This is a genomic window from Azospirillum oryzae, assembly GCF_900177515.1.
Taxonomy (GTDB): domain Bacteria; phylum Pseudomonadota; class Alphaproteobacteria; order Azospirillales; family Azospirillaceae; genus Azospirillum; species Azospirillum oryzae_A.
On sequence record NZ_FXAK01000001.1, the window covers coordinates 461,782 to 483,847 of the forward strand.

At 69.5% G+C, this 22,066-nt stretch carries 20 protein-coding genes; 11 read left to right on the forward strand and 9 right to left on the reverse strand.

The features are described 5' to 3' along the window. Window positions 1-42 precede the first annotated feature (42 nt). Together B9N97_RS02195 and B9N97_RS02200 are read right to left on the reverse strand one after the other, a co-directional pair. Complete coding sequence (locus B9N97_RS02195) at window positions 43-291, reverse strand: DUF1858 domain-containing protein (RefSeq protein ID WP_085082866.1); 249 nt, start codon at window positions 289-291, stop codon at window positions 43-45. An 88-nt stretch (window positions 292-379) separates the two neighbouring features. Then, the gene (locus tag B9N97_RS02200) at window positions 380-1,096 is read right to left on the reverse strand and encodes a Crp/Fnr family transcriptional regulator (RefSeq protein WP_085082868.1); all 717 of its coding nucleotides are present in this window, start codon (window positions 1,094-1,096) and stop codon (window positions 380-382) included. A 140-nt stretch (window positions 1,097-1,236) separates the two neighbouring features. Between B9N97_RS02200 and B9N97_RS02205 the strand changes: the two genes are divergently transcribed. Next, on the forward strand, window positions 1,237-2,331 hold the full coding sequence (locus tag B9N97_RS02205) for an NnrS family protein (protein WP_085082870.1): 1,095 nt from the start codon (window positions 1,237-1,239) through the stop codon (window positions 2,329-2,331). 4 nt (window positions 2,332-2,335) lie between these two features. Here B9N97_RS02205 and B9N97_RS02210 read toward each other — a convergent pair whose 3' ends face one another. From B9N97_RS02210 to B9N97_RS02220, 3 genes are all read right to left on the reverse strand, one after another. Beyond that, complete coding sequence (locus B9N97_RS02210) at window positions 2,336-3,337, reverse strand: glutathione S-transferase family protein (RefSeq protein WP_085082872.1); 1,002 nt, start codon at window positions 3,335-3,337, stop codon at window positions 2,336-2,338. A 264-nt stretch (window positions 3,338-3,601) separates the two neighbouring features. Then, window positions 3,602-4,186: a YceI family protein gene (locus B9N97_RS02215; RefSeq protein WP_085082874.1), complete on the reverse strand. Its 585-nt coding sequence runs from the start codon at window positions 4,184-4,186 to the stop codon at window positions 3,602-3,604. A 44-nt stretch (window positions 4,187-4,230) separates the two neighbouring features. Further along, the gene (locus tag B9N97_RS02220; RefSeq protein WP_085082876.1) at window positions 4,231-5,070 is read right to left on the reverse strand and encodes a hypothetical protein; all 840 of its coding nucleotides are present in this window, start codon (window positions 5,068-5,070) and stop codon (window positions 4,231-4,233) included. 125 nt (window positions 5,071-5,195) lie between these two features. Here B9N97_RS02220 and B9N97_RS02225 point away from each other — a divergent pair, with 125 nt between their 5' ends. Further along, complete coding sequence (locus B9N97_RS02225) at window positions 5,196-6,161, forward strand: LysR family transcriptional regulator (RefSeq protein WP_085082878.1); 966 nt, start codon at window positions 5,196-5,198, stop codon at window positions 6,159-6,161. Window positions 6,162-6,227: 66 nt separating this feature from the next. On the opposite strand, the gene B9N97_RS02230 is transcribed toward B9N97_RS02225, so the two are convergent. Then, window positions 6,228-8,087, reverse strand: coding sequence for a DEAD/DEAH box helicase (locus B9N97_RS02230; protein WP_143266316.1), 1,860 nt, complete (start codon window positions 8,085-8,087; stop codon window positions 6,228-6,230). A gap of 300 nt (window positions 8,088-8,387) precedes the next feature. On the opposite strand from B9N97_RS02230, the gene B9N97_RS02235 reads away from it, so the two are divergent. From B9N97_RS02235 to B9N97_RS02260, 6 genes are all read left to right on the forward strand, one after another. After that, window positions 8,388-9,446, forward strand: coding sequence for a LacI family DNA-binding transcriptional regulator (locus B9N97_RS02235; RefSeq protein ID WP_085082880.1), 1,059 nt, complete (start codon window positions 8,388-8,390; stop codon window positions 9,444-9,446). 42 nt (window positions 9,447-9,488) lie between these two features. Then, window positions 9,489-10,940 carry a xylulokinase gene (gene xylB, locus B9N97_RS02240; protein ID WP_085082882.1) on the forward strand — a complete coding sequence of 484 codons (1,452 nt, stop codon included), beginning with the start codon at window positions 9,489-9,491 and terminating at the stop codon, window positions 10,938-10,940. Further along, window positions 10,937-12,259 (forward strand): xylose isomerase, encoded by a 1,323-nt coding sequence (xylA, locus tag B9N97_RS02245; RefSeq protein ID WP_085082884.1) that lies wholly within the window; start codon window positions 10,937-10,939, stop codon window positions 12,257-12,259. The genes xylB and xylA overlap by 4 nt, the downstream gene beginning before the upstream one ends. A gap of 247 nt (window positions 12,260-12,506) precedes the next feature. Continuing rightward, a complete protein-coding gene (xylF, locus tag B9N97_RS02250; protein ID WP_208621113.1) occupies window positions 12,507-13,565 on the forward strand; it encodes a D-xylose ABC transporter substrate-binding protein in 1,059 nt (352 codons plus the stop codon). Continuing rightward, window positions 13,565-14,896: a sugar ABC transporter permease gene (locus B9N97_RS02255; protein ID WP_085082886.1), complete on the forward strand. Its 1,332-nt coding sequence runs from the start codon at window positions 13,565-13,567 to the stop codon at window positions 14,894-14,896. The genes xylF and B9N97_RS02255 overlap by 1 nt, the downstream gene beginning before the upstream one ends. After that, the gene (locus B9N97_RS02260) at window positions 14,893-15,696 is read left to right on the forward strand and encodes an ATP-binding cassette domain-containing protein (protein ID WP_085082888.1); all 804 of its coding nucleotides are present in this window, start codon (window positions 14,893-14,895) and stop codon (window positions 15,694-15,696) included. Before B9N97_RS02255 ends, B9N97_RS02260 begins: the two co-directional genes overlap by 4 nt. A 25-nt stretch (window positions 15,697-15,721) precedes the next feature. Here the strand turns inward: B9N97_RS02260 and B9N97_RS02265 are convergent, their stop codons facing one another. Continuing rightward, window positions 15,722-16,825 (reverse strand): TAXI family TRAP transporter solute-binding subunit, encoded by a 1,104-nt coding sequence (locus tag B9N97_RS02265; protein ID WP_085082890.1) that lies wholly within the window; start codon window positions 16,823-16,825, stop codon window positions 15,722-15,724. A gap of 34 nt (window positions 16,826-16,859) precedes the next feature. Then, window positions 16,860-18,221 (reverse strand): sel1 repeat family protein, encoded by a 1,362-nt coding sequence (locus tag B9N97_RS35465; protein WP_167393168.1) that lies wholly within the window; start codon window positions 18,219-18,221, stop codon window positions 16,860-16,862. Window positions 18,222-18,312: 91 nt separating this feature from the next. Here B9N97_RS35465 and B9N97_RS35470 point away from each other — a divergent pair, with 91 nt between their 5' ends. After that, a complete protein-coding gene (locus B9N97_RS35470) occupies window positions 18,313-18,549 on the forward strand; it encodes a hypothetical protein (protein ID WP_167393169.1) in 237 nt (78 codons plus the stop codon). 63 nt (window positions 18,550-18,612) lie between these two features. Here the strand turns inward: B9N97_RS35470 and B9N97_RS02275 are convergent, their stop codons facing one another. Further along, window positions 18,613-19,785 (reverse strand): plasmid replication protein, encoded by a 1,173-nt coding sequence (locus B9N97_RS02275; protein ID WP_085082894.1) that lies wholly within the window; start codon window positions 19,783-19,785, stop codon window positions 18,613-18,615. A 725-nt stretch (window positions 19,786-20,510) separates the two neighbouring features. On the opposite strand from B9N97_RS02275, the gene B9N97_RS02280 reads away from it, so the two are divergent. Beyond that, window positions 20,511-21,329, forward strand: coding sequence for a helix-turn-helix domain-containing protein (locus B9N97_RS02280; protein WP_085082896.1), 819 nt, complete (start codon window positions 20,511-20,513; stop codon window positions 21,327-21,329). Between the two features lie 11 nt (window positions 21,330-21,340). Beyond that, complete coding sequence (locus B9N97_RS02285; RefSeq protein WP_085082898.1) at window positions 21,341-22,015, forward strand: hypothetical protein; 675 nt, start codon at window positions 21,341-21,343, stop codon at window positions 22,013-22,015. Window positions 22,016-22,066 lie beyond the last annotated feature (51 nt).

Sequence of the window (22,066 nt, forward strand, 5' to 3'; positions counted from 1 at the left end):
ACCGGCCCGGCCAGTCGGCCGCCGCGTCCTCCAGGTACTGCATCACCGGGTCTCCGTCGAATGGACCTCGATCGAATGGCAGGGCCGCCCGTCCGCGGCGGCAAGATCGGCCAGGAAAGCGTCAAGCTCCAGCCCATAGGCCTCGGCCGCCTCGCGCACCGTCATGAAGGGCGCCATGGCGCAGCCGGGGCAGGCGAGGCCATGGCGAAGCAGCACCGGCACCACCGCCGGCCGCGTGCTCATCAGCTCGGCCATCGTCAGATCGGCGAGCTTCATATCGGCGACCGTCATTTCCGCATGCTCCGGCACAGGGGGACAGGCCGCCACCATAGCCACCACGCCGCAAGCGATCTTTGCGCCACAGCAACCCTGCCGGAGATCACCCCCGCCCAGGCACCGGCGGCAGATCCTCGGCGATGACGACCAGCGCGTGGGGCTTGCGGATCACCACCTGCTGCCGGCCGCTCTCGACGATGCCCTGGCTTTCCCAGGCCGACAGGGTGCGGCTGACCGTGTGCAGCGTCGTCCCCGTCATCTCCGCCACATCCTGGCGCGACAGCGGAAAGTCGATCTCCACCCCCGCCTCGACCCGCCGTCCGGCCTGCCGCACCAGCCGCAGCAGGGCATGGGCGATGCGGCGCTCCACCCGCTCCGTCGCCACCTCGCGCAGGCGGTTCTGCAACTCGCGCAGCCGGCCGCCGATGATCGACAGCGCGTTGCGGGCGATGGCGGGATGACGGTCCATCAGCTCGGTCATCGTCGCCGCCGGCCAGGACAGCTCGACGCAATCGGCCACCGCCACCGCATCGGCCGGATAGAGCCCGTCGGTGAAGATCGCCAGCGTCCCGAACATCTCGCCGGGGCCGATGAAGCGCATCACCACCTGCTGCCCGTCGGGGCCGGTCTGCACGATCTTCACCCGCCCGTCGATCAGCGCATGGCCGGCCGCCGCCGGCTCCCCCTGGGTGAAGACGGCGGTGCCGCGGGGATGCAGCCGGGGCCGCGCCAGCGCCACCGCGTCGGCCAGCGCACCGGCGTCGAGGCCGGCGAACAGCGGCATGCCGCGCAGAACGGCGGGATCGGGGGGCGGGGGCATGGCGGTCGTCCTGGCTCGCTGTGCGTGATCTGTATCCATTCGTGCACGACTTTGTTGCGGCTCAAAGCGCGAAATCCCGGCCGCCGCCAGAATGACGCGCTACACCACCGCCTGACAGCACCATTGAAAGCCCCCACACCATGCCCGCTCCCGTCGCCAGCGCCCACCGGCTGATGTATCCGGCCGCGTCCCTCTTCGCCGCGCTGGCCGTTCCGCTGTGGCTGGCGCAGATCGGCGGCCTGCTGCCGCTGGGCTGGTCCCCGGCGATCCATGCCCACGAGATGACGCTGGGCTATGCGCTGGCGGTGGTCGGCGGCTTCCTGATGACCCGGCTGTCGCGCCCGATGCTGGCGGCGGCATTCCTGTCCTGGCTCGCCGGACGGCTGGCGCTGCTGGCCGGACTGCCGGCGGCGCTGGCCCTGCCGCTCGCCTTCGCCTATCCCGTTCTGCTGTTCATTGTCGCCGGCCTGCCGTTCCTGCGCACCAGCCGCAGCGGCCACAACGCGGTGTTCGGCCCGCTGATCGGAGCTTTCCTGCTTGCCGAAGCACTGTTCTGGGCGTCGCAACTGGGCCTCGTCCAAGGCGTCGGCCAGCCGGTCGGCCTGCTGCTGATCGCCACGCTGCTGCTGACCATGGGCGGGCGCGTCATCCCCGCCGCCACCGCCGGCGCCCTGCGCCGCCAGGGGATCACCCTGACGCAGCGAGTCCAACCGAGGCTGGAGGCGATGGGCATCGCCGGCGCCGCCCTCTGCCTGCTGTCGGCCGCCACCGGCCTGCTGCCGCTGCTGGGTGGCGCCGGCGCCGCGCTGGCGGGGACGAGCGCGCTCCTCCGCCTCGCCCGCTGGAAGCCCCATCGCCTGCTGCGCCAGCCGGAGATCGCTAGCCTGCATCTGGGCTATCTCTGCCTCGGCGCCGGCTGGCTCCTGGTGGCTGGCGCGGCGCTGTTCGAACTGCCGCCCGCCGCCGGCTGGCACCTGCTGGGGATCGGCGCGCTCGGCATCCTCGCCAGCGCCATGACCATCCGCACCACCCTGCAGCGGGAGGCGGAGCCGGAGCGCTTTCCCCCCGCCGCCACCGTCGCCGTCGCGCTGATGGCCAGCGCCGCCGCTCTCCGTGTGGCGGCGGTCTGGATACCGTCGATGCCCCTGCTGACCGCCGCGGCGACCGCCTGGACGCTGGCCCAGCTTCTAACGGCGGGCGTGCTGCTCACCCGTCCCAGACGGGCAAGGCGATGACCCCTCACCCCCGCTGCCAGATCCCCTTGCCGGGCAGCCGCTCACGGTCATGCGGACGGTCGAAGTCCAGCGCCGGCCCCTTCGGCACGATCAGCGTCGGGTTGATGGCGGGATTGGTGTAATAGCCGGCCTTGATATCGTCGATCTTCACCGTGTCGCGGATGCCCGGCCACTGGTACAACTCGCGCAGGTAGGCCGACAGGTTCGGGTAATCCTCGATCCGCCGCAGGTTGCACTTGAAGGCACCAAAATAGGCGGCGTCGAAGCGCACCAGAGTCACGAACAGCCGCCAATCGGCCTCGGTCAGATGCTCCCCGGCCAGATAGCGGCTGGCCGACAGATGCCCCTCCAGCCGGTCGAGCGTGGCGAACAGCCCGTCGAACGCCTCGTCGTAGCTGGCCTGCGACTTGGCGAAGCCGCAGCGGTAGACGCCGTTGTTGACGCTGGCATAGACCGCCTCGTTCCAGCGGTCGATCTCCGGCCGCAGCAGCTCGGGATAGAGGTCCAGCCGGTTGCCGGTCAGATGATCGAAGGCGCTGTTCAGGATGCGGATGATGTCCGCCGACTCGTTGTTGACGATCCGCCCCTCCTGCCGATCCCACAGAACCGGGACCGAGACCTTGCCGGTGTAGGTCGGGTCGCTCGCCGTATAGAGGCTGTAATGGTGGCGGAAGCGGTCGATGCGCGGGCCTCCGTCCTGCTCCTCGGCATAGACCCAGCCATCCTCGCTCAGCACCGGCTCGGCGGCGGACAGCCCGATCACCCCCTCCAGCCCTTTCAACACGCGGAAGATCAGCGTGCGCGAGGCCCAGGGACACAGGTAGGAAACATAGAGGTGATAGCGCCCGGCCACCGCCGGCAGGGTGGGGTTCCCCTCCGCATCCGGCGCGCCGTCCGGCGTGATCCAGCTGCGGAAGCGGGTCGGCTCGCGGTGGAAGGCGCCGCCCTTGATCTCGCTGGCCGCGATGTCGCCCTTCACCCAAACGCCGTTCACAAGCTGCGGCATCGCGGTCTCTCCTGTCGATGTGGCCCATATGCGAAGGGGCCGGCGAACCGGCCCCTCCATCCTACAACAAGTGATAATGGCCCTCTCCCGCCCCGGGAGAGGGAGGGAACCCACGAAGTGGGGAGGGTGAGGGGTAAGGCGAGAATCCCGAACCGCATGGTTCCTTGGAGCACCCCTGACCCTTCCCACCGCTTCGCGGCGGGCCCCTTCCCTCTCCCGGGGCGGGAGAGGGAGACATATGCAACAGCCGAAATCCGCCGGCGATCAGCTCTTGACCGCTTCGACCTCGATCAGCAGCTGGATGTCGTCGCCGATGGCCGGGGCGCCGTACTTCATGCCGAACTCGGTGCGCTTGACCGTGCCGCGGGCGGAGAAGCCGGCGGTCTCCATCTTGCTGGCCGGGCTGACGCCGTCCTTGTTGAAGGTGACGTCCAGCACCACCGGCTTGGTCACGCCCAGCATGGTCAGGTCGCCATGCAGCTTACCGGTCTTGTCGCCGGTCTTCTCGATCTTCGTGCTCTTGAAGGTCATCTTCGGGAACTCCTTCGCATTGAAGAAGTCCGGCGAACGCAGATGCTCGTCACGTTTGGCGTGGTTGGTGTCGACGCTGGTGGTGTCGATGGTGACGTTGACCACGCTCTTCTCGACGGCGTCCTTGTCGAAGGTCACGTCGCCACCGACCGTGTCGAAGCGGCCGATGACGTTGGAAAAGCCGACATGGTTGACGATGAAGACGACGGCCGTATGCGCCGGATCGATCTTGTAGCTCACCGGGGCGGCGAAGGCGGGAACAACCGAACCGACGGCGGTCGCGGCGAACAGGGCGGCGGCGAACAGGGTCTTCTTCATGAACGGAACTCCGAAAAAACAGGATGAATGGAGGGAAGAGGGGATCAGTAGGGCGACGCCTCGCCGCCGGTCAGCGCATAGGCCGCACCGATGGCGACCAGCGCCGGAAGGACCGCGACCACCGTGACGGCCGCCGACGAAGCGGCGCGGCCGATCAGGCCGTCGCCCTGGGGAATGACTCGGCGCACCCGCCCGGCCAGCAATGCGGGCAACGCCAGCAGCAGCACCGCGGCCTGGGTCTGGGTGAACAGGGCCAGCACGGCCGCCAGCAGCAAAGCGATGCCGGTCGCCACGCGGCCCGACAGGCCCCAGCCATGGCGCTCCACCGGCCAGTTCCACAGCAGGAACCCGCCGGCCGACGCCGCCAGCGCCAGCGCCATCTGGGCGATGGAGGCCGACGAGCCGATCAGCGCGGTGCCGCCGACCGCCAGCGCCAGCGCCAGCAGCGAGGCGGCCGGCGCCGTCGGGCTTTCGATCTTCTCCGAACCGCGGGCAAAAGCGACCCACGCCGCGGTGCCGAGCAGGACCAGCACAGTGACGCCTGCCGCCACGGAATCGAGCGCCGGCAGGGCGATCCACAGCAGCGAGGCCGCCAGCCAGACCGCCAGCACCGCCGAAGCGATCCGCCCGCGCAGCCCCGCCGCATCGGCACCCACACCCAGCAGCAGCCCGAGCGCCGAGGCCCAGAACAGCTTGCCCATGCTGGACGGCGGCGGCAGGGCCGGCAGGCCGATCACCAGCACGAAGACGACCAGAAACCCGGCGGCGATGCCGGCCGCCGCCAGCGAACGCCGCAGCAGGTGCAGCACGCCGACCAGGATCAGCCCGACCAGCAGCGGCAGCACGCTGGATTGAACGAAGGGGTCTTGAAGCAGCTCGGACATCTGGAAACAGCCGGGTCTCGATTGGGTGGCGCAGGTTGCGCTTGGTCTGAGACCCTAACCTGTGCTCTGGTAAGCGCGAATTCGGGAGATTTGCAAAAAGCATCTGCATGAACGAGCGGGAATAAATGCTGAGTAGCAGCAATTGGGACGATCTCCGCTTCCTGCTGGCCGTGGCGCGGCACGGGTCCCTGTCGGCAGCGGCGCGCGTCCTGGGGGTGAACCACAGCACCGTTCTGCGCCGGGTGACCGCGCTGGAGCAGGCGATGGGCGCCCAACTGTTCGACAAGCTGCCCGGCGGCTATGTCCTGACCGCGGCCGGCGACGAGATGCACCGGGTGGCGCAGAAGATGGAGGAGGATCTGGCCGCCGCCAACCGCCTGCTGTCCGGCCGCGACACCCGGATCAGCGGCAGCCTGCGCGTGACCACCGTCGACATCCTGACCCTCTACATCCTGCCGCGCCACATCGCCGCCTTCCGCCGGCTGCATCCCGAGCTGCGCGTCGATCTGGTTGCGGCGGAGGCCTCGCTCAGCCTGACCCGGCGCGAGGCTGACGTGGCGATCCGCGCCACCAGCAGCCCACCGGAAAATCTGGTCGGCCGTGCCGTGTCCGGCCTCGCCTTCGCCGTCTACGGCGCCGCCGCCTGGCTGGACGCGACGGACCATGCCGGCGATCTCGACCGCCACCCCTGGGTCGGGCTGGACGAGTCCTTCGACCACACCAACCTCGCCCACTGGATGAAGCGGACCGTGCCCGCGGCTTCCATCGGCTACCGCGTCAACTCGGTGGCGGGAGCGGTGGAGGCGGTGCGGGCCGGCATCGGCCTTGGCCTGCTGCCCTGCGGCGTGGTCGACCGCGACCCCGCCTTCCGCCGCATCGGCGACCCGGTGCCGGAGGCCGACGCCAAGCTCTGGCTGCTGACGCACGAGGATCTGCGCCACATGGGCCGCGTCCGCGCCTTCCTGGATTTCATGGCCGACGCGCTCACCCGAGAGCGCAACCTGCTGGAGGGGCGTTGTCCAATCCCCCTCTCCCGCCCGATATCTCCCTCTCCCCCCCGGGGAGAGGGTCGGGGTGAGGGGGATGCATAGGGTGGATTCCGTGGGGAACAAGGGATACGCGATGCTTGAAAATCCTCGCCACGCATCCCCCTCACCCTAACCCTCTCCCCGGGGGGGAGAGGGGACTCCGCCGGCGCCGCGGGCCGCAGGCATCCCATAGCCCGCTCGCCCCGCCCGGTGCGATCCCCGCCGCCGGGTCGACCACGTAAACTGCGGATCATCGACGATCAAATGTCGGTGGTCCGACAGCCGGTTGCGCTCCAGCCAGCCGACCGTCGCCTCCAGCTCCGACAGCGTCATCTCCGAACGCGCCTTCTTCATCAGCCGCTTCAGCACGGCGTTGTAGATGTGATAGCCGGTCGGTCCCTCGGCGACGAGGTTGTTGTCCTCGTCCTCGATCACCTGCGCGGCGACCAGCTGGCCGATGCGCTGGCGCAGGTGATGCTCCGCCGCGCTCGGCGTCAGCGGCAGCTCGCCTGTGTCACGAGACTGCGCCCCGAAGTCCGGCCCCGGCGCCACTACGGCGAAGCTCAGCGCCGTGGCATTCGATTCCAGCGGAATGATCTCCGGCTCCCGCTCCGAAGACCGCTCGAACGGAAGCTCCTGCTGCGGACGCCGGGTCTTCACCATGGCGCGGGTGCCTTGCTGGGTCTCCACCATGGTGCGGAACTGCTCGAACAGCGCGTCGGACGGGTGGTAGATCAGCGCCTGCTGCCGGTCATAGGGGCCGCCATGCGGGTCCACCCGCGTTGCCCGCGCGATCGCCTGCTCCAGCCAGGGGCGGGAGCGGATGTGCGTCAGGCAGGCGACATGGGTGATCGACGGCGCGTCCAACCCTTCATAGGCCATGGCGACGGAGACCAGAACCGCCGGCTCCGGCCGCAGCCGGAAGGCGGCGACCACCTCCTGCGCATCGCGGCAGTCCGAAATGGCGAGCCGCGCCATGCGCCCGGCCTGCTCCTTCGGCATCCAGCCCTGCAGGGTCTCCAGATAGAAGCGCGCCGTCCCCTGGTCCGGGGCGATCACCAGCAGCTTGCCAAGCCCGGGATCGTCGCGCCCGCGCGGCAGCTTCAGCTCCGCCCGCCGTTTCGCCCGATGTTCCCGGCAGGAGCGGTAGGCCTCGCGCAGCATCGCCTGGGCGAAGCCGGTGCGCAGCGCGGTGAACAGGGCGTCGCGCGTGTTCTCCCCCGCTTTCGACAGCGCGTCGACCCAGCGGTTGGTCCGCTCCGCATCCAGCCAGGAGGCCGAGCCGTCCATCGCGCCGAAGGTGACGGGAAGGATCGCCTTCTCCGCCAGCGCCTGCCGCCGCGAATAGCCGACCACCGCCCAGCCCGGCGCCTTGAAGTCGATCTCCCGCACCTTCCGCGTCCCCTGCGGCGCGCGGTAGGGCAGCCACAGGATCGGCCGCCCGTCGGCGCGTTCCAACGTCCCGCTCATCAGCAGCCGCGCCGACGCATTTTCCAGCAGCGGCAGGATCGACCGGCTCCAGGCGGTCTCCTCCTCCACCGCCGCCATGCGGTCGGTGTCGAACACCGCCGGCAGATGGTGCAGTTCGTCCACCGCCAGCAGATAGCGATGACGGCGGAACTCCTGCAGATGCAGGTCCGGCGCGGCGGCCACCGCCTGATAGGTCGTGACGTAGCCCTGCAACCCGCGGCAGAGGTCGCGCCGGTTCTCCGCCGCCCGCAGGGCGATATTGTGTCCCAACAGCTCGCGCCAGCGCGGATCGACGAAGGCCTCCTCCGCCTGCTGGCGCAGGCTGTCGCGCGGCACGATCCAGCAGACGCGGTCGATCCGCCCCGCCTTGTGCAGCGCCGCCGCCATGATGACCGGCAGCAGCGATTTCCCCCCGCCGGGCGTCACCGCCGCCAGAACGTCGCGAACCTCCGTCTGCTGCTGGCCGATGGCGTTGGCGATGGCGCTGACCAGTTGCTGATGGGTTCTCAGCTGCGGCATTCCACCCTGCTGGCTGTGGCACGAGGGAGGAGCAAGCCTAAATTCCCGCGAGTCCCCCAGTCATGGGTGCAATCGAAGGTGTCGAACCCCATCGGGAGTAGCGCGGTCTCCGGTCGGGGGCAGCGATTCGCGCCGTCTAAGCCCTATGACCACGGCCATCCGCAGCATACTGACGTACGCACCTTAACGCCCTGCACAGCATGCAACCCAATGCCGGCGGAGGTCAGCCAAAAGGCGGGGCGACAGTAGCATCTCAGTTTTTGAGTTGCGCACCTCAAAACACCGGCATATGTTCGCCACATGAACAATCAAGTCAACGACGCACCCCTGACCCTGCGCGACGTGGCCGCCGCCGCCGGCGTCAGCCTTGCCACCGCCGACCGGGTGATCAACGGCCGCCCCGGTGTCAGCGCCAAGACCGCGACCAAGGTGCAGGAGGCGGTGCAGCGGCTGGGCTTCCGTCCGCTGGCCGCCGCGGCGGAGCTGGCGCGGGCGCGCTCCTGGCGCTTCGCCGTGGTGCTGCCCGGCGGCGGCAACCGCTTCATGATGGACATCGCCGACAACATCCGCGCCCAGGCCGACTGGTTCCGCGCCCGCCGCATCGGGGTGGAGATCGTCGAGACCGACGTGTTCGACGCCGATACCCTGGCGGCGGAGCTGACCACCCTGCCGGGCCGCTTCGACGCGGTGGCGCTGGTGGCGCTCGACCATCCACGCATCCGCGCCGCCATCGACGATCTGGTGGAAGCCGGCATGGCGGTGGTTACGCTGGTGTCGGATGCCCCGTCGTCGCGGCGCCAGCATTATGTCGGCATCGACAACATCGCCGCCGGCCGCACCGCCGGGTCGCTGGTCGGCCGCTTCCTCGGCCCGGCACGGAATGGGGAACCGGGCGGCTCCGTCGGCATCGTCACCGGATCGGGCAGCCTGCGCGACCATGCCGAACGCCGCTTCGGCTTCGGGCAGGTGCTGGCGGAGGAATATCCCCACCTCACCCGCCTGATCCCGGTGGAGGGGCGCGACGACCCGGAGCGCAACCGCGATCTGGTCCGCCGCATGCTGGCCGACACCCCCGATCTGGTGGCGATCTACAACACCGGCGAAGGCTCGGTCGGCATCGGCGAGGCACTGGCCGAGGCCAGTCTCGCCCGCAGGATCCTCTGCGTCGGGCACGAGCTGACCCCCGCCACCCGCCGCATGCTGCTGGACGGCACCTTCGCCGCCCTGGTCGCCCAGGATCCGGGGCACGAGGCGCGCTCGACGGCGCGGGTGCTCCACGCCCTGGTTACGGGCCAGGAGATCGTCGCGGCACAGGAACACATTCGGGTCCAGGTCATCCTGCGCGACAACCTGCCCTGAACGACATCAAAGCCCGACGGGCATCAGAAAAGGTCGACAGTCATGTTTCTCGGGATCGACATCGGCACGTCCAGCGTCAAGGCGGTGCTGACCGACGCCGAGGGTGCCGTCGCCGGCAGCGCGTCCCGCCCCTGCACCGTCTCCCGCCCCCACCCGCTGTGGTCGGAACAGGAGCCGGAGGACTGGGTCGCCGCCGCCATCGCCGCGGTGGACGAACTACGGGAGCGCCAACCGACAGACCTCGCCGCCGTCATCGGCATCGGCTTCTCCGGCCAGATGCATGGCGCGGTGCTGCTGGGCGCCGACAACCGGGTGCTGCGCCCGGCCATCCTGTGGAACGACGGCCGTTCCCACCGCCAATGCGCGACGCTGGAGGAAACCCTCCCGACGCTCCGCGCCATCAGCGGCAACATCGCCATGCCCGGCTTCACCGCGCCCAAACTGCTGTGGGTGGCGGAGGAGGAGCCGGAGATCTTCGCCGCGCTGGCCAAGGTGCTGCTGCCCAAGGCTTACGTCCGCTGGCGCCTGACCGGCGCGATGGTGGAGGAGATGTCGGACGCCTCCGGCACGCTGTGGCTCGACGTGGCAAAGCGCGACTGGTCGGACGAACTGCTGGCCGCCACCCGCATGACCCGCGCCCATATGCCCGATCTGGCCGAGGGCTCCGACGCCGTAGCCCGGCTGTCGCCCGACCTCGCCCGCCGCTGGGGCATGCCCACGCCGCCGGTGGTGGCGGGCGGGGCAGGGGATTGTGCCGCCAGCGCCGTCGGCCTCGGCGCCATCACGCCCGGCGACGGTTTCCTCAGCCTCGGCACCTCCGGCGTGGTGTGGCGGACGACCGACCGCTTCCTGCCCAACCCGGCGATGGCGGTCCATGCCTTCTGCCACGCGCTGCCCGGCGTCTGGCACCAGATGGGCGTCATGCTGTCCTCGGCCGCCTCGCTGGCCTGGGCGGCCTCCACCCTCGGCGCGCCGGAGGCGGAGCTGCTGGCCCCGCTCGGCGATGCGGTGGACGGCCCGTCGCCGGTCGCCTTCCTGCCCTACCTGTCGGGCGAGCGCACCCCCCACAACGACGCCACCGTGCGCGGCCTGTTCGCCGGCCTGTCGGCGGAGACCACGCGCGACGCCATGGTCCAGGCGGTTCTCGAAGGCGTCGCCTTCGCCTCCCGCGACAACCTCGTGGCGCTGGGGGCGGGCGCCCCGACCGTCTTCGATCTTGCCGGCGGCGGCTCCCGCTCCCGGCTGTGGGCACGCATCTGCGCCGACGCGATCGGCGTCACCATCCACCGCATCGAGGATGGCGAGGTCGGGGCAGCCTTGGGCGCCGCCCATCTCGGCCGCATGGCGGCGACGGGGGAATCCCCCGCCACCGTCTGCCGTAAGCCCCGCCGTCTGGAAACCTTCACCCCCGATCCGGCCCGCGCCGAGGCGTACAGCCAGGCTTGGCTGCGCTGGCGCCGGCTCTACCCCCTTGCCAAGGAGTTCGCGTCTTGAGCACCGCCTCTTTCTTCGGCGACCTGTCCCCGGTCACCTATCGCGGGCCGGACAGCCGCGACCCGCTGTCCTACCGCTGGTATGACAAGGACCGCATGGTGCTGGGCAAGCGGATGGAGGATCATCTGCGGCTGGCCGCCTGCTACTGGCACAGCTTCTGCTGGCCCGGCGGCGATCCCTTCGGCGGCGAGACCTTCCAGCGCCCGTGGATGCGCCCCGGCCAGGACCCGATGGCGGCGGCGCGCGACAAGGCCGACGTCGCCTTCGAGATGTTCCGCCTGCTCGACATCCCCTTCTTCTGCTTCCACGACCTCGACGCCGCCCCGGAAGGCGCCACGCTGGCCGAGAGCACCGACAACCTGAAGGCCATCACCGAGCTGTTCGCGGCCAAGATGGAGACCGCCAAGGTCCGGCTGCTGTGGGGCACCGCCAACCTGTTCTCCCACCGCCGCTACATGGCCGGCGCCGCGACCAACCCCGACCCGGACGTCTTCCTCTACGCCTGCGGGCAGGTGCGCGCGGCGCTGGAGGCGACGCATGCGCTGGGCGGCGCCAACTACGTCATGTGGGGGGGCCGCGAGGGCTATGAGACCCTGCTGAACACCGACCTGAAGCGGGAGCTGGACCAGATGGGCCGCTTCCTGGCGATGGTGGTGGAGCACAAGCACAGGATCGGCTTCAACGGCCCGATTCTGATCGAACCGAAGCCGCGCGAGCCGACCAAGCACCAGTACGACTTCGACGTCGCCACCGTCTACGGCTTCCTGGAGCGCTACGACCTGCTGGCCGACGTGCGGGTGAACATCGAACAGAACCACGCCATCCTCGCCGGCCACAGCTTCCAGCACGAGGTGGCGCTAGCGCTGGCGCTCGGCATCTTCGGCTCGCTCGACATGAACCGGGGCGACGCGCTGCTGGGCTGGGACACCGACCAGTTCGCCAACGACATCGGCGAGCTGACGGTGGTGATGCACGACATCCTGAAGGGCGGCGGCTTCACCACCGGCGGCCTGAATTTCGACGCCAAGATCCGCCGCCAGTCGCTCGACCCCGCCGACCTGCTGCACGGCCACATCGGCGGCATCGACTCTTGCGCCCGCGCCCTGCTGCAAGCCGCCCAAATGCTGGAGGACGGCGTCCTGACCAAGCCGCTGGCCGACCGCTACGCCGGCTGGGACGGCGCGGAGGGTCAGGCGATCCTGTCCGGCAAGCGCGACCTCGCCACGCTGGCCGACCGCGCGCTGACCGGCAACGTCAACCCCCAGCCGCGCTCCGGCCGGCAGGAATATCTGGAGAACGTCGTCAACCGGTACGTTTGAGAGGGGACGCATCACAAGCCCTCTCCCGCCCCGGGAGAGGGAGGGGACCCGCCGAAGGCGGGGAGGGTGAGGGGGATTCCAAGAATCCCGAACCGCATGGTTCCTTGCACCACCCCTCACCCTTCCCACCGCTTCGCGGCGGGCCCCTTCCCTCTCCCGGGACGGGAGAGGGAGGCGATGCCGACTCCACTGCTTTCGTCGATCAACAAATCCGCCGCCCCGATGCGGCACACAGGGAGGAAACACGATGAAGCACCGCCTCGCCGCAACCGCCGCCGGCCTGTTCCTGACGCTGGCCGCCGTGACCACCATGACCTCCACGACGGCGCTCGCCGCCGGCCCCACCGTCGGCGTCTCCTGGTCCAACTTCCAGGAGGAGCGCTGGAAGACCGACGAGGCCGCGATCAAGGCGGTGATCGAGAAGGCCGGCGGCAAATACCTCTCCGCCGACGCCCAGTCCTCGCCGGCCAAGCAGCTCTCCGACATCGAATCGCTGATCTCCCGCGGCGCCAACGCGCTGATCATCCTGGCGCAGGACAGCGACGCCATCCGCCCGGCGGTGGAGAAGGCGGCGGCCGAAGGCATTCCGGTCGTCGGCTATGACCGTCTGATCGAGATCCCGTCCGCCTTCTACATCACCTTCGACAACAAGGAGGTCGGCCGGCTCCAGGCCCGCAGCGTCTTCGCGCTGAAGCCCAAGGGCAACTACGCCTTCATCAAGGGCAGTTCCACCGATCCCAACGCCGACTTCCTGTTCGCCGGCCAGATGGAGGTGCTGAAGGCCGCCATCGACCGCGGCGACGTGAAGAATGTCGGCGAGGCCTACACCGACAAGTGGCTGCCGGCCATCGCCCAGCAGAACATGGAACAGATCCTGACCAAGACCGGCAACAAGGTCGATGCCGTGGTCGCCTCCAACGACGGCACGGCGGGCGGCGCCGTCGCGGCGCTGGCGGCGCAGGGCTTGGCCGGAACCGTGCCGGTGTCGGGCCAGGACGGCGACAAGGCGGCGCTGAACCGCATCGCGCTCGGCACCCAGACGGTCTCGGTGTGGAAGGACGCCCGCGAACTCGGCCGCCGCGCCGCGGAGATCGCCATGGAGCTGGCCGGCGGCAAGAAGATGACCGACATCCCCGGCGCCACCAGCTTCGACGGCGGCCCGAAGAAGCAGAAGATGACCTCCCTGTTCCTCACCCCCATCGCCATCACCAAGGACAATCTGGGTCAGGTCATCGACGCCGGCTGGGTGACCAAGGACGTGGTGTGCCAGGGCGTGAAGCCCGGCAGCGTCAAGGCCTGCAACTGATGGCGGAGCCGTCCACCACCCTGTCCCCGGCGCCTTCCGACTCCTCATCGGGGGCGCCGGCCGGACGGCGGGCCGGCATCGGCGACGCCCTGCGCGCGCTGGAGCTGGACACCCGCATGGTCGGGATGATCGGGGCGCTCGCCGTCGTCTGGATCGGCTTCGACATCCTGACCGGCGGCGCCTTCCTGACCCCGCGCAACCTGTGGAACCTGTCGGTGCAGACCGCGTCGGTCGCCGTGATGGCGACGGGCATGGTGCTGGTCATCGTCACCCGCAACATCGACCTGTCGGTGGGCTCCATCCTGGGCTTCACCGGCATGGTGGTCGGCGTGCTCCAGGCCCGCATCCTGCCGGAGATCTGGGGCTTCGACAATCCGCTGACCTGGGTGGTGGCGGTGCTGGCGGCGATCGCCGTCGGCGGGGCGGTGGGGGCGCTGCAGGGCGCCGTCATCGCCTATCTCGGCGTGTCGTCCTTCATCGTCACGCTGGGCGGGCTGCTGGTCTGGCGCGGCGCGGCATGGTGGGTGACGACCGGCCAGACGGTGGCGCCGATGGACGGGCTGTTCAAGCGGCTGGGCGGCGGCTTCGACGGCGCCATCGGCGCCGGGCCAAGCTGGGCGGTCGGCATCGCCGCCATCCTGCTGTCGGTTGCCGCCATCGTGATGACGCGACGGCGCCGCGCCGGCTTCGGCTTCCCCGTCCGGCCGCTGTGGGCGGAAGGGGTGGTGATCCTGCTGGTCGCCGCCGCCATCACCGGCGCCGTGCTGGTGGTCAATGCCTATCCCCTGCCCATGCCGGTGGTGCGCCGGATGATGGAGGCGCAAGGCCTTGCCACCGACGGCACGCTGCCTTTCGTCGCGCACGGCTTCGCCATCCCGGTGCTGATCGCACTGGCGGTCGGCGTGGCGGTGACCTTCCTGTCGCGGCGCACCCGCTTCGGCCGCTATGTCTTCGCGCTCGGCGGCAATCCGGAAGCGGCGGAGCTGTCGGGCATCAACACCAAACGGGTCCTGGTGATGGTGTTCGGGCTGATGGGGGCGCTGTGCGGCCTGTCCGCCTGCATCGCCACCGCCCGGCTGAACGCCGCCACCAACGCCAACGGCACGCTGGACGAGCTGTATGTCATCGCCGCGGCGATCATCGGCGGCACCTCGATGGCCGGCGGCGTCGGCACCATCCTGGGGGCGATGCTCGGCGCCATGGTGATGCAGTCCTTGCAGTCCGGCATGGTGCTGCTGGGGGTGGACGCGCCGATGCAGAACATCGTCGTCGGCGTCGTGCTGGTCGCCGCGGTCTATATCGACACGCTCTATCGCAGGGGGATGAAATGACCGGCCTTGCCATGGCGGAACCCCGGGCCGCAACCCGCCCGCTGGTGGAGATGCGCGACGTCTCCATCGCCTTCGGCGGCATCAAGGCGGTGGACGGCGTCAGCATCGACCTCTATCCCGGCGAGGTGGTCGGTCTGCTCGGCCACAACGGCGCCGGCAAATCGACGCTGATCAAGATCCTGTCCGGCGCCTATGCCGCCGACCATGGCGAGATCCGGGTGAACGGCGAGCCGGTCCAGATCGCCAGCCCGCGCGACGCCAAGCGCTGCGGCATCGAGACAATCTACCAGACGCTGGCGCTGGCCGACAATGTCGACGCCGCCGCCAACATCTTCCTCGGCCGCGAGAAGCTGACCCCCTGGGGCACGCTGGACGACCACGCGATGGAGGCGGAGGCGCGCAAGGTGATGGGCCGCCTGAACCCGCATTTCCGCCGTTTCAAGGAACCGGTCAAGGCACTGTCCGGCGGCCAGCGCCAGTCGGTCGCCATCGCCCGCGCCATCCATTTCGACGCCCGCGTCCTCATCATGGACGAACCGACCGCGGCATTGGGCCCCGCCGAAACCCGGCAGGTCGGTGAACTGGTGAAGCAGCTGAAGCAGGAGGGCATCGGCATCTTCCTGATCTCCCACGACATCCACGACGTGTTCGATCTGGCCGACCGCATCCATGTGATGAAGAACGGCAAGCTGGTCGGCACCGCCCGCGTATCCGACGTGACCAAGGACGAGGTGCTGGGCATGATCATCCTCGGCAAATGCCCGCCGGGCGCGGTTCCCGGACCGGGGGCGGCGGGCTGACCCCCCGGGCGCCGGGGCTGCCCCGCTATTGCGGCGATCGCGCCTGCCACAGCAGGAACTGCTCGAACAGCTTCTCCGCCTGCTGGGGCGGGATTCCGCGCTGTTCGACGAAGCTGCGGAACTCCTCCTTCCGCGCGGCGGCGGTCTGCGGCTCCTTCGCCGCCGACGCCTGGCGCAGCCACTGCTCGGCCGGCTCGAAGCGGGTCCAGCCGGGCACGTCGGCCGCCAGATTGACCTCCTTCCATTTCGGATGGCGCGGCGGCTTCAGGAACTCGTCGAACTTGCTGAAGAAGGCGTCGACGAAGCGGGCGACCTTGCGGTGGCGGTCGACATCGCGGTCCCAGCCATAGACCGCCATCACCGCGCCGACCGCCACGGTGTCGACCTCTTCGCCGGGCTTGACCAGCCCCTCATAGTCGGCGCTGGTCAGCCGCGACGGCAGATAGGTGTCGAGCAGGGCGGCGCTCATCGGGATCGACAGGAAATGCAGCCCGTCATTCCCCTTCAGGTCGCGGAACAGCCGGGTCGGCTTGCCGGCGACATAGGCCATCGCCGCGATCTCGCCCCGGCGCAGCTTCTCCAGGGCCAGGGCCTGGTCGTCCGCCTGCGGCTCCACCTTGATGCCCAGCATGTCGAAGACCAGCGAGGCCGTCATGCTGGTCCCGCTTCCCTGCACGTCGACATTGACCTTGCGGCCGGCCAGATCCTCGATCCGCGTCACGTCCGGGCCGGCGAGGATGTGCATTTCCTCGTTGTAGAGCTTGGCGATGTATTTGATTCGGCGGTCGAGATTGGGCAGAAGCCTTTCGCGCTTGGCATAGGCGAGAACGTCCGACTGCACGATGCCGACGTCGATCCCCTTCAGCAGCACGATGTCCTTCAGGTTCTGCACCGAGCCCTTGCCCAGCATCGGCAGGACGCGCAGCGTGTCGCCGTCGTCCAGCACCGACGCCAGATCGGCGGCGATCCGCACATAGGTCCCCTCGACCCCGCCCGACACGATGCCGACGGTCCCGCTGTTGGCGTTGACGCCGCGCGGATCGGCGGCCGATGCCGTGCCGGCGCCCGCCATCGCGCTTCCGGCGATGCAGGCTCCCAACACAAGCATGTGAAAGAACGATGCCTTCATGATGCTCCCCCTCGATGGCTCCGCCCGTGACCGGCTATCTGGATTTGCCGGCGAGCCAGTCGGTCAGTTTCTTCAATTGCTGTTCGGCGTCGCCGCTGCCGGCGGCGACCGCCCGCCGGTACCAGGAGGCCGCCTGCTCCGGATCGGGCGGAAGCCCGCGGACATGCAGCCGCTCATGGACCAGCGGATCGTGGGTCCGGCCCAGCGCAAAGGCCGCCTTCGCATTGCCGGTCGCGGCCAGCATCTCGTAATAAAGCCGAGCCCCCGCCAGATCGCCCTGGGCGAACAGGTCGTCGCCCCGCTTCATCAGCGCCGCCTCGGGAACGCCGGACGGCAGCTTGGGCGGACGCTGCACCGCCGCCTCGCGTGGCTGCTGCTGCGGCGGCGAGGGTGGGGCGGCCACCGCCGGCGCGGCCGGAAGGGCGGCGACGGCGACCGGCGGCTCCGGCACGGGCGGCTCTGGTATGGGCGGCGCGGCGACAGCCTCCCGAACGGCCGCCTGCACCGTCGCCTCGGGGGCGGCGTCGATCTCCCGATCCGGCGATTCGACGGGTGCCGGATCGGCCGTGGCCCCGCTCGCCACGGCTTCGCTTTGCGGCGGGTCCTGCGGCGGCGGTGAGGCGGCGCTTCCTGATCCCACCGGTTCCGTGTCCGGCCCGGTCACCGCCACGGTCGGCTCCATGGCCTGGGAGGAGCCCCCTTGCGCGGGCGGCGTGTCCGGCACCGGCGGTTCGGCGGCTGCGACGGTCGCGGAGACCGGGATCGCCAGGTTCACCGCCTGTCTGGCGACCACGCCGCCACCATGGTCGGTCACCGCCGTGATGCGCAGCGACACCGGATCGGAAAGTTCCGGCGGCAAGGTCATGGTCAGGTCGCGCAGCCCTTCCAACTGCACCTTCCACGCACCGTCCGCCCCACGCTCGCCGTTCGAAAGGCTGGCCTTCGCCGGCAGATTGTCGATCAGCACATAGGTGATCGCTTCATGCTGCGGGTTCGGCTGGCCGTAGGGGGCGGTGACGGCGATGGACAGCAGGATCGGCTGCCCCGCCTCGCCGCCGGAGGCCTGGGCGGCAACGAACGGCATCAGCCGCCAGTCGGTCTCCGCCCCGCCGCCCTTGGCCCCGGTTCCCTTGACTTCGGCCTCCTTGGCCTCGTCCCGTTTCGGGATCACCATCGTGCGCGTGGCGACGGCGTCCGCCGGCTGGGCGATGGCCGGCGGCTTCTCGCGCACGACGAGCCAGGAATCCAGCGTGCTGTCCGCCCCGCCATCCTCCCGACCTTCCTCCCCCTGCACCGTTCCGGCAAGCAGCACGCCCGACCGCCAAGGAACGCCGTCCAGTTGCACCGGCAGCGCCAGGACCGTCAGCACGGCCAGACAGGGACGTAAGGAGCCCAAACTCTCCGGTCTGGCTCCATCACGTTTAAGACCGCGCGGCCAATCGGCACGATGCAGAAAAGGGCGCAGAAAACCGGACCGCATCTCGCGCATGGCGGCATCCTCCCAGACAAAATCCCTCAAGACCAGCCTCGCAGCCGGATCGAATTTCGGGACTTTTGAAAGATATGCGGCGATGTTTTTACGCCGTCAGTTGTTTCGAATTCTTTATTATCTTACCGACCGCTCAGGATCGTTTTATTCTATGGAGTGGCGGGGGAAAAACAACCATCCCGTAGAGGGCATTTCCCGTTTTACGGCAAAGGGTGGATTACTTCCTTCGATATGAATCCGAAGCCGATCGGGCGGCAACCATGCCGGCCGGTAGGGCTTCAATCCGAAAGGTTGAGGATCAGCCTTCGCCCTGGGCGCCCAGCAGGTTGCCGCGGCGGCGGCGGATCTCGACGCTCTGGCCGGGGGTGATGGGCAGGAACTCCCGCGGGCGCTCGTCGCTGCCGGCCAGGGCACGATAGGTGGCGGCGTTCGCCTCCTGCACGTCGTTGCCGCGGCGCACCTGATCCAGGAACTTCCTGCTCGGCATCATGATGTATTCGATATCGTTGATGCGCCGGCCGTCCTTCGACACCGTCTTCTCGACATGGTCGAGGATTCCCTCCTCCACCAGCGAATCCACGGCCAAGGTCACGGTGCGCAGCGTGTCGCGCCGCCGGCTCCACTCGTTCATGCCGCTGTTGTTGATGATGTCGTCGGCCGACAGGATCATCGGCGGCACGCCGTCCGGCATCCGCGTCAGGTCGAGGTCGCCATACTCGATGGACAGCCGGTTGTAGAGCCAGCGCGCCACCGGGCTCTTCAGCCGCATGATCCACTGGTAGGAGATCGGCTTGAATTCCAGGTTGCGGATGGCCGACGCGACCAGCGCGTTGAACTCCAGATAGGTGTCGTTCTCGTCATCCTCGCCGCCCTCGCCGGTGCGCGGCCGGATGTAGAGGGTGGGGAAGACCGACGATTCCAGCACCGGCCGCGCCGACTTGCGGCCGTTCTCCGGCACCTTGCTGATGATCATGCGGGTACGGGCCAGGATCTCCAGCGCCTCGCGGATCTCCGCCGTGTCCATGGTGCGGTTGACCGCCCGCAGCTCGCGCCGGATCTCGTACAGCGAGAAATGCACGCGCACCCGGTCCTGCTTGTCGCCCATCAGCGACAGGCGCGAGCGGTCCATGGCGAGGCGGCGAACCACCTGCTCGACGATCTGCTCGCGCTCCGACGGGAACACCTCATACTCGACCATGCGCTTGTCGGCCGGATCCTCGCCGGGTCCGGGCTTGGCCGGGCGGTAGATGCGGGCGGGCTGCAGGGTCAGCGAGAACAGGGCGTCCTTGAAGGGGAACTCCTTGTGCACCGACTGGACGAACGCATTGGCGGCCGGCAGCTCCGGCTCGGTCCCGCGGCCCTTCGACACGAAGACGAATCGCGGCGCCGTGTCGTAAAGCGCGATCATATGGGACTGACTGCGGTCCTCCATCTCGAACAGAGTCAGCTGGACCGCGTTCGCCTTGCTCATGGCTCATCCCTCCTCGCCAACCGCCACGATAGGGGCTGGCGTCGGACGGACGCAACCGGCGGGTCCGCATCGCCGCCAAGCCCTGTGTCCCATTTGGCCGCGCTTGTGTAGGAATCGCCCGCGCCTGTGTCCCGAATGCCCGCGCTTCGTCCGGATCGTCGCCGCCCGACGGTCCTGGAACCACCCCGTCCGCCCCGAATCGGCAGCGGAACGGCGAAGCGCGAGCATATGGGACAGAGACTCGGGCGGCCCCATTCCTCCGCCGGAACGACGAAACGCGGGCAAATGGGACAGCCCGGATCGCAGCGGACTCCAAACCGCGAGCATTGGGGACACAGGCCTGACCGCAAAAGCTGTGGCAGCCGGCGCAAACGCGGGCAAATGGGACCGACTCTCTTCTCTCCACCGCGAGCCCACGCGACCATCCGCCCGCCCAACCGCGAGCAAGCGGGACAACCCGCCCCCGCCAAACGCGGGCAAACGGGATCGAATCCGATTCGCAAGCCTGCCGCGGCCAAATGGGACCGCTCCGCGACCAAAGGCGACACAGGCGCGGGCTGATGGGACACAGCTGCGGGCGAAGGGGACACACCGGACTCGGTCCCATTTGCCCGCGATTCGACGCCCGCGCCGACCGGCGGAATCCTCCCGGCATGTTCACCGGCCGTCCAGTTGGACCATTCCAGCTTGCCGCCAGCCGGTCCCGATGCTTTGCGGAGTTTCCCATGTCGCACCCGACACCACACCCGACCGACGGCCACCCCCTCGACACCCGGCGCTGGGGACGGATTCCGGCATGGTGGCTCGACCACCCCGGCCTCGACGCCGACGGGTTCGCCGTTCTGGCGGCGCTGGCCACCTTCGCCGACGAGGACGGCCTGTGCTGGCCGTCGCAATCGACGCTCGCCGCCAAGCTGAAGCGGTCGCGCCCCACGATCAACCGCATCATCCAGGGTTTGAGCGACCTCGGGCTGGTCGGCATCGAGCATCGCCGCGGCCGTGACGGCGCCCGCCTGTCCTGCCTCTACCGTCTGCGCTTCACCCCGGCGGACGCGGAATCGCCGGACCTCGCCGCCACGACCCGCCCTGTTCCGGCCGCCGACAGGGATGACTCGGCCACAAACACCCCCTGTCCGCCGGCGAGTCAGGAACAGGTCCATTCCAAACAGATTCCGGACTCGCACGCTTCCCGCGAGCCCATGGACACACAAGCGCGGGCACAACCGGTTCCGGAGGATTGGATGCCGACCGCCGCCGACCTCTCCTGGGCCAAGGCCCGCCATGCCGACATCGACCTCGGCCGCCATGTCGAGGGCTTCATCCTGCGCTGCCGCGCCCACGGCTACCGCTACCGCGACGTCTCCTCGGCCTGGAGAGCGTGGCTGTCGCAGGACGCCGCCGTCGGCAAGGCGCCGGTTTCCCGCGACCGCTCGCCGATAACCCCGTCCGGCCGCCCCTCCGCCACCGCTGCCGAACAGCGTCTCACCGCCTGGAGCGCCGCCGCCGCCGAACTGCGCCAGCGCTCCACCCCCTCCTGGTCCTGAAGGGAAAGCCGATGACCGCAAGATCCGCAGGCGCCCGCGCTGGAAACTCCCCGTCTGGCAGCGCCACCGTCACCGCCCTGCCACGGGCCCCCGCCGCCGCCTCGCCGGCCGCCGCCTTCGACCCGGCTCTGCCCGCTCCCCAGCGCCGGATCCGGCTGACCGCCGCACTGCCGGCGCCGCTTCAGGATCTCCTGGCCCGGGGCCGCACCGACCGCCGCCCGCGTTTCGGCGAGGATGGCTTCGACGGCATGATCGAGCAGTGGTCTCCCCCTGCCGGCGTCACCGCCGCCCAGGCGGCGCTCGCCCGCCAGACGCTGGAGGAACTGTCCGCCACCGTGCTGGCTCCCGCCGACAGCGACCATCTGCTCGGCCGCGTCCTGACCCTGCTCAGCCATTTCCCGGCCAAGGGCCTGTCCCCGGACGTGGAGCGGATGATGGCGCTCGACTGGGCCGACGATCTCGGCGAATACCCGGCCTGGGTGATCGACGCCGCCGCCCGCAACTGGCGCCGCAGCCGCAAATGGCGTCCCTCCATCGCCGAGATGCGCGCCCTGTGCGAGGAGATCTGCGCCCCCGAACGCGCCCTGGCCGACCGGCTGCAGGCCCTCGCCGACGCCGCCCCGCGCGAGGCTGCCGCCCCGGATCCGAGGGTATTGGCGACGGGAGCGCTGCGCCGCATGGGGTGAGTCCGTTCAGGACTGGCTTACGGTGGAAGCCTCGGATCCGCGGTCCATATT